The organism is Proteiniborus sp., from assembly GCF_040308045.1.
Classification (GTDB): Bacteria; Bacillota; Clostridia; order Tissierellales; family Proteiniboraceae; genus Proteiniborus.
In genome coordinates this window covers 41,001-52,831 of record NZ_JAWRHZ010000040.1, presented here as the reverse complement: position 1 = coordinate 52,831, position 11,831 = coordinate 41,001, and the positions used below count along the sequence as shown (strand labels likewise).

Sequence of the window (11,831 nt, the reverse complement as noted above, 5' to 3'; positions counted from 1 at the left end):
AAAGTCTTGTGCATAGGAAAACACTAATCTGCCATTTACTGTACCATAACCTGATACTACTCCTTCTCCTGGTGACTTTGTTTTTTCCATGCCGAAGTTTGTACATCTGTGCTCTACAAATGTATCAACTTCTACAAAGCTTCCTTCATCGAATAATAGATTTAGTCTTTCTCTTGCTGTCAATTTACCTTTTTTATGCTGTTTTTCAATTTTGTCTTTGCCGCCACCTTCAGCTATTTTTTCTTTAGCTAAACGTAGCTGATTAAGCTTGTTCTTTGCCATAAAAAATCCTCCTTCTAAATCAAATAATCAGTTAAGCTTATTAAAATAACAACCCTACTATTTTTTAATCGTCAACAAATGGTAGCATACTGTTGTAGAAATAATGTCGGTGATTTTAAGACAAAAATAAGGAGTTTACTACAACAAAATAGTGGTTAAGAAACCATAGATAAGCAAGCTCATAACTCAAACTATATTGCTGTATAAACTCCTCAATAGCTTTAGATGTCTAGACTTAAAATGCAAAATTAATCATATTTATTACACCACCGATGACTAAGACTTTTTAGAAACTACATAATTATATTAGTTTAACTAAAAATGCATTATTCCTAGCCCAATGGTCTTATGATTCGTTAGCATATGTATTGCCATGTCTCCAAAAATAGCTACAGCAATCCAATCGTCTTTTTTGACTATTGCTATTTTTAGTTGGAAACTCTGGCATAAAGATACATCTATTTTAATGCTATAACAGGCCTCTACAGTAGCATGAACTAAAGCATGTGCCTGTTTTGAGTCTTTTTCAATTAGTTTTGAATTTAAGCATGCCCCAACAGTAGAGTTAACTATTTTCTTTCTTAAGTCATAGTCCATTCCAGATGCTCCTGTTACCACACAGGTATAACCTTGTTCAGTAAACATATTTCTGTAATACTCTTCTTCCTCTCTACTGCCTGTTAACGCAAGTGTAACTGCTACTTTCTCTATACAATCATTTTCAGTGACTGAATAAGGAAATTGTTTATCATTTTTCATATACTACTCACTCTCCACTATAATAATTATTTCCTTCTGTATTTACTCCTATTATATATCTTGCTATAAAATCGTCAATTAATTTCACTAACTACTTATATTTATAGTTATTAAATGAATTTTATTTCTTTCTTACCATTCTGTTTAACTATGTTCTCTAATATTGTAAGTGAGCCTAAAGCATCATTAATATTTACCAACTCAACTGGAGAATGTGAATATCTTCTAGGAACAACTAGCATAGCACATGGTATTCCTTTTCCTGCAAAAGATAAACGTGCTGCATCTGTTGCATATCCTTCTCCTACTAATGTTGTATATTGAACATTTACACCTGCCACTTTTGCCTGCTCTTCTATAATCTCAATCACACCTGGATGAGAATAAGTAAATAATAATCCAAATAATACTCCATCGGCTATAACACATGCAGGTCCCTTACCTAAGTATATAGGTAAATCTCTTTCAGCATTAACATCTGGTGTATCTCCTGATGGTATAGTATCTATCACTATAGCATAATCAGGCTCTATCCTATTCCCAACCATGAAGGCTCCCTTCATTCCAGTTTCTTCTTGAACTGTAGCAACACCATAAACAGTTCCTTCAAATTCCACATCTTTGATTTGTCTAAATAATTCAATTAATATTGCGCAATTCATTCTGTTGTCAATAGATTTTGTACAGATATAATCCTTATTAGCCATTTCCATAAAATCACTTCTGTATCCAATTGGATCACCTACACGAATCCCTAAATTTTCTACTTCTTCTTTTGATGAAGCCCCTACATCAATATAACATTCTTTACTGGAGTTCACTTTTTTTGCTTCTTCAGGTGTTTGTAAATGTCCTGGTTTAATTCCAATAATTCCAGGTATACTCCCTTTTATTAAAACCTTTCTTCCCTCTAATACTTTATCTGATGCTGTTCCAATTTTGTTAAACAGAATAAATCCATTAGGTAATATATTTTTAACACTAAATCCTATTTCATCAGAGTGAGCAGCTATCATTAGCTTAGGGCCAGGTTTATTACCATGCTTCACTGCTATAACATTGCCGTTAGGATCTACTATTACTTCATCAGCATATATTTCTAATTTTTCTTTCATATATTTAACTACTTCTTGTTCACTTCCTGACACTCCAACTAAGCTAGTCAATTCTTTTAAACTTTCTTTTAGACTTTCTTTCATTGATATCATCCTCCGTTTATGAATTTCTAAATTCTATTATTTTAAAATACCTTTTTTATAAAGCAACCTAGATATAAGTATGTTTCCGAAAATTGCAATAATAATTGCTAACCATGTAGGTGCAGAAGTAAATTTAATGACAATAATGGATAGAGGTAAAGCAATTACTGCTATTTTAGGTTGTTGAACAGCAAATTGACCATATAAAGCACCAAAGATTGCTGGTAAAGTATAAAACTCAAATGCCACTTTTACTGAACCTGGCAATACATTTAATATTGATGATCCAGCTAGTACTGCAATAGTTAAGAAAAATAGATTAGTAATAACTGATCCTGCAATACCTAAGGTGGAGATAATTTCACCCTGCTTGCTTCCAGTTTTAACACCTACTGCTGCTTGAGCAGTTGCAGATGCAGGTAATCTCACATTAGATATATTGCCTGATAGAATTCCTATATATGATCCTGTCATTCCAAGGATTGGGTAATATGAAAATGGTTCTACAAAATAAAATGCTCCAAATATAGTTGCTACACTTAACCAAGATCTTAATGCTACAGACAAAGGTGGAAAAACTCCATATTTAATATATAAATATATATTAGGTAAAAAAGAAAAAACCATTGCTAGGCTTACTGTAGCTATTCCAATTTTTATCGATGGCTTTACCCATGTTTGATTAAAATCTGAATTGTTTGAAATGCTATTAGCATTTGTATTTTCGCTCATATTTTTTCCTCCTATCCAATTATAGTTCCAGCTACCATGCCAATTATCAATGCAAAACCTAAAGCATATTCTTTAAGCCAATTTATATTTTTTGATAACTTACTTAAAAAAGCCATGGATAATGCTCCTCCTAATACGGCTGCGAGTTTTCCTCCGCCCACTAGTATATTCGGAGCAGATAAGTATCCAAACAGCCCTAATGTTGCGGCTGCAGCTAATATTGAAACCCACTTAGAATCTCCCCCACCAATTTTCTGCCTTAACTTCTCCATTCTATGAGTAAATAAGACTACCACTAGTAACCACCCTAAGCCATTGACTGACATAGTCCACCAGGAAGTAGCTAATGCAGTTAAATCATAGTCTGGAGACCCAAGTTCTACGCCAAGAGTTTGGGCCCCAACTTGAGCAGCACTAAGCTCAGTAGGAGAGCTACCAATCATTGATAATCTCATCCAAGTCAAAGGACCTCCTATTACTGCTGCCATGCCAAACACTACTACAAATACAGATATTGATGGTCCAATAGAACTGATTATTCCACTTCTTAGTCCTTTTACGCATTGCTGTTTTGATAAGCCAACCTTCTCGGCATTTTTAAAAGCTAATCTCACATAAAGAATTGATTGAACTAGAACTACAGATACAGCTATTAAAGCACATATCCAAACACCTAAACTGTTTGATACAGTTGAAACACTTACATTACTTGTCATTTGAAAACTCCTTTCATATAGTATTTAATGGATAAAATTTTAATCTATATGAACTAAAAGTTTATATGCTGCTTTTAATAAACTTCTAGTTTTTTAATGTATAATGTCTGATAAGCAAACGTTTTTCTGTAGTATGTTGTTTCTTGACCTCTTGGATTTTAGTCTTGTCCTATTTTGACATAATAAGTAAATTGTTTTTGAAAATAAAAAAAGAGTGAACAAATCACATTGACAGCACTGCTATCAACGTTTTTATCACTCTTCACTCTTCACTCAAATTATTATTAAATTGTTATAAAACTCTGTTGATTGATTTACTTACAATTAAATGTTATCACTTTAAAGTTTCTTTTGCAATATATTTTTTAAAAATTTATTAACAAAGATAAAAAAAGTGGAAACTTTATTGTATTATATCTTTGAGACAAATTCCTTTCCATACTCTCTAGCTCTTACTATTGCATCTTCATTAGGATTCCATAACTCTCTTATACCATCATTTACCACATCAAATCCAGCTCTCTTAAGCTCTTCAGTAATTAGCTTCACTGATTCTCCACCCCAACCATAGCAGCCAAAAGCAGCAGCTTTTTTGTTTTTAAATGAAAGCCCTTTTATCATTTCTAGTATTGCAGCAGCTCCATGTAGTAAGCCTTTATTAACAGTAGGGCTACCTACTAGAATAGCTTTTGACTTAAACACTTCAGTTAATATATCGTTCTTATCTGATCTTGAAATATTATATAGCTTTACTGTAATCCTATCATCTACTGACTTAATGCCTTCTGCAATGGCCTCAGCAAGTCTTCTAGTTCCTTCCCACATAGTATCATAAAGAAGAGTTATTTGGTTTTCTTGATAAGCATTAGCCCATTCCATGTACTTTTCAATAATCTGTGTAGGATTATCTCTCCAGATTACACCATGGCTAGTACATATCATATTGACTGGTAGATTAAAACTAAGTACTTCTTCTATTTTTTTCTTAACTAAAGGACTAAATGGAGTTAATATGTTTCCGTAGTATTTTATTGCCTCTTCATATATCTCATTTTGATCTGCTAAATCATTAAATAGATGTTCTGTTGCATAATGCTGTCCAAAAGCATCATTACTAAATAATATATTTTCTCCTGTCATATAAGTAAACATGCTATCTGGCCAATGGAGCATTCTTGCCTCAACAAATATTAACTTACTGTTACCTATATCTAGTTCATCACCTGTTTTTACCTCAACAAAATTCCAATCCTGATGATAATGTCCTTTAAGGGACTTTACTCCATTAGAAGTACAGTAAATAGGTGTATCTGGTATTTCCTTCATAAGCTCAACAAGTGCACCACTATGGTCTATTTCTCCATGGTTCATAACTATGTAATCAATTTCATTTAAATTAATTTCTTTTTTCAAATTTTCTACAAATTCTTTTGCATAGGGAAGCCAAACCGTGTCAATAAGAACAGTTTTTTCATCACGAATTAAATAAGAATTATAAGAAGAGCCCTTATGAGTAGACAATTCCTCTCCATGAAAAGACCTAAGCTCCCAGTCAATTTTCCCTACCCAAGTAACTTTGTCAGTAATTTTACGCCCCATCGTCATACCTCCTAAAATATTTTATATTATTAAATTCTGATCTATACATAACTAAGATAACAAGTTTTAATATTGCTATTTAAACATTCCTTTTTTATTGTTTCTATATTTTACTTGTTTTATTAGTTATGTTTAGCTAGTTCGTTTAAAGCAACTAATTATATATGTACATATATTTACACTTTGTTAATTTATATACCCATAAACCTATTATTAATCTCAAACTTTTAATTTTACAGTACAAGTAATCCGAAAAATATTAGACTCTCTATAGTAATTTCAAGCTTTATATTGAATTATACTCTAATAGTGCATTAATATCTAGACATAGTTTAATTGTTAAAATTAATAAAATAATATTACATATAAGTAAATTTTCCTTTATAATAGATACAATAGTACTAAGTCAAAATTGAAAAACATAATAAACGAAAAAGGAGAATAAAGAAATAATATGGAGAGTAAAAAATACTTTTTCCGTTTAGTAAATATTTGTTTAGTTCTACTGATTATATTATTATTTACTAAATTAAGTGATTTGTTTTTTCGATTAGCAGACGTCTTGAGAATATTTATAACCCCTATAATAATTTCTGTATTTTTGTATTATGTCTTAAGACCTGTAGTTAGAAAGTTGGAAAACAAAAAAATCAATAAAGGTCTTTTAGTTTTAATCGTTATTCTGATTTTCATCTTATTATTATCTGTTTTATTTATTTATGGAGGAGCTGTTCTAAAAGACTTATTTGGGAGTTCTTTTTTTACAAATATAGATAAAAATATTGATTTCAAAGGTCTCTTAGATAATACAATAAATTTTCTTCCTGAAGATTTTGATATAACAGACAAGATAATAAGTGGACTTAAAGAAATATTAGTAGGAGTAAGTTCCAATATAGCAGGAGTTTTTTCTCAAATAGGTGACATAGGAACTCAAATCGTTTTAGTGCCATTTATATTGTTTTACTTGCTAAAGGATGATAAAAAATTTGCAAAAAAATTCATATCAATCATGCCAAAAGCATACAAAAACCACATAATAAATACTTTGTCAAGTTTAGATGATATTCTGTCTATTTATATATCTGGTCAAATTATAGTTACTTTTATTATTGGTTCTTTAATGTTTATTGGATATTTAATAATAGGATTGCCTAATGCTTTGCTAATGGGACTTTTCGCCATGGTAACCTCTGTGATTCCTTTTTTAGGTCCTTTTTTAGGCATATTACCAGCCTTATTAATTGGGTTAACTATCAGTTGGACTATGATATTTAAAATAGTTGTTATTGCAGTAATAGTTCAGCAGGTTGAGGGAAATCTCATTACTCCTAATATTATGAAGAGTAAGCTCAACATCCATCCTTTATTAGTAATCGTAATAATTATTGCAAGTGTCAACGTTTTTGGCATATTAGGTGCTTTTATTGGAGTTCCATTATATTTAATAGTGAATGTTATAGTTAAAACAATCTATAATATATATAAAGAAAGAAAAATGGCTAATGAATAAAATAACGCCAATTCTTAAGACTATTTAAATAGGCAGGTATTCAGCTAAATACCTGCCCCAATTTTAAAAATCAAGACAACCGATTATTTCCTAATATCAGCTATTATAAACAATCTTTCCCCCTAAAATAGTCATATCTACCTCTATATCTTTTATAGTATCTAGCTCTACTTCAAATATATCCTGAGACAACACAACCATATCTGCCAGCTTTCCTTCTGTTATAGAGCCTTTAATATTGTCTTCAAAAGAAGCATAGGCGCTCCCCATTGTGTAATTATAAATAGCTTCCTCTACTGTAAGCTTTTCTTCTGGTAACCAACCCTTCTCTGGATATCCTTTTAAATCCTTTCTAGTAACTGCACAGTATATAGATGGCATTACATCTAAAGGTTCTACAGGGCAATCAGTTCCAAGTGCAATATTAATATTTTTGTCAAGCATACTTTTAAAAGCGTAGGTTTCTTTTGCTTTTTCTTTCCCGAGCCTTTCCTCTACTATATGGATATCATAATGTAGAAAAATAGGTTGTATATAAGCAATCACGTTCAATTCGCTATATTTATTGAGTAATGCCTCATCAGTTATTTGGCAATGTACAATTCCATGTCTATGATTTAATCTAGGGCTTTCCATTAAAGCCTTCTCTATAGATTCCAAGGCCATATACATAATCTTGTCTCCTATAGCATGTATTGCAACCTGCATTTTATTATTATGTGCTGTTTTTACTAATTCATCTAATTCTTCTTGGGTAAATACAAGTATTCCTTTAGTAGAAGGTTCATCTGCATATGGCTGACATAATGCAGCAGTTCTAGCTCCTAAGGATCCATCACCTAAAAGCTTTAATGGACCTATTTTAAACATTTCATCTCCATGACCTGTTCCGTATCCTGCTTCTATAAATTCATTAAGAAGTCTTATCTCTGGTAGTAAACATTGCTCATAAACCCTAAGAGTTAGCTCTCCGCTTTCTTTTAATTCATTGTAAACTTTTATGACTTCTTTAAAGTCATAGCCTGGTATATTACCAAAATCATCAGTTTGAACTGATGTTAGTCCTTTACTGTTTGCATAAACCATTGCATCCTTTATGGCTTTCTTTATCTCATCATGTTTAGGGCTTGGTATTATACTGTATATCAAATCTAGTGCGTTTTCTCTAAATATTCCTAAAAGTTCACCCGATTCATCTACATCAAAATGTCCACCTTCTACTTGCTGTGTCTCCCTATTCAGTCCTGCCATTTCAATAGCTTTACTATTTGCAACACATATATGCCCGCAAGCCCTAGTCAATACTATTGGGTGTTCTGTAGATATTTTGTCTAGGTCATATCTAGATGGAAATCTTTTTTCAGCTTCAAAATAGTCATGATTCCATCCTCTTCCACGTACCCATTTACCTTCTTTAATATTTTTTTCTTTTATATACTCTTTAGTTTTTTCTATTATTTCATCTATTGACCTGCAGTTACTTAAATCAACCATATTTAAAAAATATCCAAAGCCTAGTAAATGCATATGGCTATCATTAAAGCCTGGCACCACTACTTTTCCCTTTAGGTCCACTACTATAGTGTTTTCATCTTTAGTAAATAGTATTTCGTCATTATGCCCTACTTTAAATATTTTGTCTTCCTTAATAGCTACGGCCTCTGCTATCGGATTAGATAAATCCATTGTATGAATCCTGCCATTGATTAATATTAAATCCACATTTTCACCCCCGTATTTCTACTTTAATTATATATTCCCACAAATCATATTTACTGGCAACCTTATTTTCCTAATCAAAATTCTATTCTACCTTTTTCCAATGCAACCTTAAGTGAGGGCTAGTTAATCAAATCATAAAAAGCATGGTTTTTTGTAAAATCCATGCTTTTAATATATTTGAATAAAAATTTTAAAATTCATCCAGTATTTCTTTAATTATATTATTTATTTCTTCTACATCAATTGTATCTTTTGTCTGGTCAAGGATATTATATTTCTGCTTTAGCTTCAATACTCTATATACACTCTCATCCAGCCTTTCCCCAGGTATTACTCCATTCTCTACTGCTGCTTTTATAGAGTCTATTACAGTTATGCTATTTTCAAAGCCATGGGCTACTAATACAATATCGCTTCCTGCATTTATTGCCTTAATGGCTGCATTTCCTATTTCGTAGTTTTCAGATATAGCCCCCATTGTCATATCGTCTGTAATAACTACTCCATCGAATCCTAAATCCTCTCTTAAAATATTAGTAATAACAGTTTTTGATAGAGAAGAAGGATAGTCAGAATCTATTTTACTTAGTAAAATATGAGCTACCATAACTGCATCTGCTTCATTGTCTATTGCTTCTTTAAATGGCACAAGTTCAAAGCTCTTAAGTCGTTCTAAATCATGGTCAATTGTAGGTAGTCCTACGTGAGAATCAACTGAGGTATCTCCATGTCCTGGGAAATGCTTTATGACTGAAATAACCCTACCTGACTGTATGCCTTTCATTGTCTGAATTCCTAAATTACTTACTATATCTGGCTCAGCTCCAAAGGCTCTATCTCCTATTACTGGATTTTTAGGGTTGCTGTTTATATCTAAAACAGGTGCAAAATCCATATTAAAGCCGAACATATTTAGTTCCTCTGCTAATATGGTTCCTATTTTATAAGAAAGCTCTTTATTATTCATCTGTCCTATTTTTCTGTTTGCTGGAAGCTTTTTGATTTCCTTTGGTATTCTGCTAACTCTTCCGCCTTCTTCATCTATAGAAATAAATAACGGTATTCTATTTTTAAAATTTGTTTCTTTAAGTGAATTAATCAAACTTAAAAGCTGAGCAGAATCTTCAACATTCTTGCTAAATATGATAAAGCCACCAACATAATAGTTTTCAATCATTTTTCTCGAATTATCATCTAGTGTATAGTCCTCCAGCCCTACCATAACTATTTGACCTATTTTTTCTTCTAATGACATTTCTTTGATTTGCTCCTTTATTGGATCTATTTCCTCTATTGGAGTCTGAATATTACCTTGATTTTCTTCTGTGCTGGGTATATTATTTTCTACTAAATCTTTACTCTTATCTATAGTTGAACATCCTATTAATAGAAATAAAGATATCAAACAAGCTATATAACTGCAGGCTTTTCTCTTATTCATCTTTTTTCATCCTTCATAAAATTTACATATATTATAGTTCTATCTACATACTTTGTTTTTTCCGCTACTTTTAGCTTCGTATAGCTTTTTATCTGCAATTCTTATCATTTCTTCGGCAGTAATCTTTTCTCTATCTACAGTACATATTCCAAAAGAGCCAGTAATCTTAATATCATTATCTCCTATTGATGAAATATTATTTTCAATGTCTTTTCTTATTCTTTCAGCGATTTGATAGGCAGTATCATTATCTGTATTATTCAGGCATATTAAAAATTCATCTCCACCATATCTTGCAACCCAATCGTTGTCTCCTCTAACAGAGTTAGATAATATGCTTCCATATTCTTTTACCTTTAAATCCCCCTCTATATGTCCATAGATATCATTTATCATTTTAAGTTGATCAATATCTGTCATTATAATAGATATTGGCTTTTCACTGATAGTACTTTTGATAATATCTACTGGTAGTCTTTCGGCTATAAATCTTCTATTGTAAAGATTAGTTAAGTCATCTTTTACTACCTTGTCATTCATATTACATATATAGTTTTTAATGTCGTGTATATTATTATAGTCTCCAGTATCTATCAACATAGTATTAGTAACATCTTTTAGAAGCTCCAAAACAACTATACAGTCTGCTGTCTCTATAGGCATTGCTGTAACCATGAAAAGCTTATCTGCTACATATTCTAGCTTATATACTGTATCTTTATTTAAATAGGCCCTCATAGAAATACAATTTTCACAAATAACATTATTATTCCAATATGAATAACAAGTAGCTTCCGTTCCCTTCATACAATTATCGTGATAATCCATTACCTTTTTCTTAGAAGGATCCACAGTTCTTACTGCTTGGTACATTTTTTTAAAAAAATCTAGATGAAGCTCCAGTTCTTCTAGCATTATGGCTTTGTCCATCTTTAATACTTCCTTTCAGAATATGTATTCAATTACCCAAAATAGTTAATTAGATTTGGTTAAAAAATAACCTAAAATATATAATACCCAAATATGAGTAGGGTAAAAAACATAAAAGAAATATTTCAGGCTTCTTCCTCTTTCTCCATTATACATAAGCATGAAAGGTAGCGAAAACACCATCATCCACTGATAGTTAATTAAAAATAGGTTTTCGTAGGTAATGTCCCCTATTAAAAATATACATGATAAAATTATATATGATATTGAAAAAGCTACTTTGTTATCTCTGAAGTAATAGAAAATAAGAACCATTCCTATGCCTAAAAATGAAGCCTCAGTAAATAATGATAAGAAACCAATTGTTATGGCATATATAGTAAACTTAGTCTTGTCCTTTTTCTCATCAACCTTTTGTCTAATATCTATAATGTATAAAAGTGAAAAGCAAGAAGCCAATGATAGAAAAATATTGTTTGGAATCATTTGCTCATATGGAAGCACAAACTCTAAAAGTCTAGAGCCTCCGTACATAATAAATCCCCATAAAAATAGTCTTTTCATATATTTCTGCCTATCTCTTGTATGTATAAAACCTTCAACAAGAATAAAAAAGAATATAGGTGCAACAATTCTACCTAAATAGTGAAACCAAATAGGTATATTAGGTATAAATTGAGCAATATGATCAACTAGCATCAGTACAGCCATTATTATTTTAAGCTGAAAACCGCTGAAAATCTTTAGTTTCATTATGTCACCTCAAATTATTCTAGTTTTTAATATTAATAGATATAAGCATATTATAGCATTTCATTTTCCCAATATCATTCTCATATTTCAATAGTTGCCTTAAAATAATTAAATATAACAAAAATAACCTCTTAGATTTACTTTCCTAAATAGAAAATCAGTAAGTCTAAGAGGTTTTACTATTT

At 31.1% G+C, this 11,831-nt stretch carries 11 protein-coding genes; 1 reads left to right on the top strand and 10 read right to left on the bottom strand.

Going from position 1 to position 11,831, the window contains the following annotated elements; genetic code table 11:
* From ABV008_RS08020 to ABV008_RS07995, 6 genes are all read right to left on the bottom strand, one after another.
* Positions 1-282 (bottom strand): carboxyl transferase domain-containing protein (locus ABV008_RS08020; protein WP_352419303.1); only part of this gene is annotated, 282 nt, incomplete at its 3' end.
* A gap of 315 nt (positions 283-597) precedes the next feature.
* The gene (locus tag ABV008_RS08015; protein WP_352419302.1) at positions 598-1,041 is read right to left on the bottom strand and encodes a HutP family protein; all 444 of its coding nucleotides are present in this window, start codon (positions 1,039-1,041) and stop codon (positions 598-600) included.
* A gap of 110 nt (positions 1,042-1,151) precedes the next feature.
* A complete protein-coding gene (locus ABV008_RS08010; protein ID WP_352419301.1) occupies positions 1,152-2,240 on the bottom strand; it encodes a M42 family metallopeptidase in 1,089 nt (362 codons plus the stop codon).
* A gap of 36 nt (positions 2,241-2,276) precedes the next feature.
* On the bottom strand, positions 2,277-2,972 hold the full coding sequence (locus tag ABV008_RS08005; RefSeq protein WP_352419300.1) for a hypothetical protein: 696 nt from the start codon (positions 2,970-2,972) through the stop codon (positions 2,277-2,279).
* A gap of 11 nt (positions 2,973-2,983) precedes the next feature.
* Complete coding sequence (locus ABV008_RS08000; protein ID WP_352419299.1) at positions 2,984-3,688, bottom strand: DUF5058 family protein; 705 nt, start codon at positions 3,686-3,688, stop codon at positions 2,984-2,986.
* 411 nt (positions 3,689-4,099) lie between these two features.
* A complete protein-coding gene (locus ABV008_RS07995; protein ID WP_352419298.1) occupies positions 4,100-5,287 on the bottom strand; it encodes an anaerobic nitric oxide reductase flavorubredoxin in 1,188 nt (395 codons plus the stop codon).
* A 454-nt stretch (positions 5,288-5,741) separates the two neighbouring features.
* On the opposite strand from ABV008_RS07995, the gene ABV008_RS07990 reads away from it, so the two are divergent.
* Entirely contained in the window at positions 5,742-6,800 is a 1,059-nt protein-coding gene (locus tag ABV008_RS07990) for an AI-2E family transporter (RefSeq protein WP_352419297.1), read from the top strand.
* A gap of 96 nt (positions 6,801-6,896) precedes the next feature.
* Here ABV008_RS07990 and ABV008_RS07985 read toward each other — a convergent pair whose 3' ends face one another.
* The 4 genes from ABV008_RS07985 to ABV008_RS07970 all read right to left on the bottom strand — a co-directional run bounded on the left by ABV008_RS07985 (position 6,897) and on the right by ABV008_RS07970 (position 11,646).
* The gene (locus tag ABV008_RS07985; protein WP_352419296.1) at positions 6,897-8,522 is read right to left on the bottom strand and encodes an amidohydrolase; all 1,626 of its coding nucleotides are present in this window, start codon (positions 8,520-8,522) and stop codon (positions 6,897-6,899) included.
* Between the two features lie 190 nt (positions 8,523-8,712).
* Positions 8,713-9,963, bottom strand: a complete 1,251-nt coding sequence (nagZ, locus tag ABV008_RS07980) for a beta-N-acetylhexosaminidase (RefSeq protein ID WP_352419295.1) — start codon at positions 9,961-9,963, stop codon at positions 8,713-8,715.
* 39 nt (positions 9,964-10,002) lie between these two features.
* Complete coding sequence (locus tag ABV008_RS07975) at positions 10,003-10,893, bottom strand: GGDEF domain-containing protein (RefSeq protein WP_352419294.1); 891 nt, start codon at positions 10,891-10,893, stop codon at positions 10,003-10,005.
* Positions 10,894-10,938: 45 nt separating this feature from the next.
* A complete protein-coding gene (locus ABV008_RS07970) occupies positions 10,939-11,646 on the bottom strand; it encodes a TraX family protein (RefSeq protein WP_352419293.1) in 708 nt (235 codons plus the stop codon).
* Positions 11,647-11,831 lie beyond the last annotated feature (185 nt).

Bases quoted from the DNA above. Each gene is read 5' to 3' on its own strand.
- ABV008_RS07970 (WP_352419293.1), bottom strand. From the start codon at position 11,646: ATGAAACTAAAGATTTTCAGCGGTTTTCAGCTTAAAATAATAATGGCT.
- ABV008_RS08015 (WP_352419302.1), bottom strand. From the start codon at position 1,041: ATGAAAAATGATAAACAATTTCCTTATTCAGTCACTGAAAATGATTGT.
- ABV008_RS07995 (WP_352419298.1), bottom strand. From the start codon at position 5,287: ATGGGGCGTAAAATTACTGACAAAGTTACTTGGGTAGGGAAAATTGAC.
- ABV008_RS08005 (WP_352419300.1), bottom strand. From the start codon at position 2,972: ATGAGCGAAAATACAAATGCTAATAGCATTTCAAACAATTCAGATTTT.
- ABV008_RS07990 (WP_352419297.1), top strand. From the start codon at position 5,742: ATGGAGAGTAAAAAATACTTTTTCCGTTTAGTAAATATTTGTTTAGTT.
- ABV008_RS08000 (WP_352419299.1), bottom strand. From the start codon at position 3,688: ATGACAAGTAATGTAAGTGTTTCAACTGTATCAAACAGTTTAGGTGTT.
- ABV008_RS08010 (WP_352419301.1), bottom strand. From the start codon at position 2,240: ATGAAAGAAAGTCTAAAAGAAAGTTTAAAAGAATTGACTAGCTTAGTT.
- nagZ (WP_352419295.1), bottom strand. From the start codon at position 9,963: ATGAATAAGAGAAAAGCCTGCAGTTATATAGCTTGTTTGATATCTTTA.
- ABV008_RS07975 (WP_352419294.1), bottom strand. From the start codon at position 10,893: ATGGACAAAGCCATAATGCTAGAAGAACTGGAGCTTCATCTAGATTTT.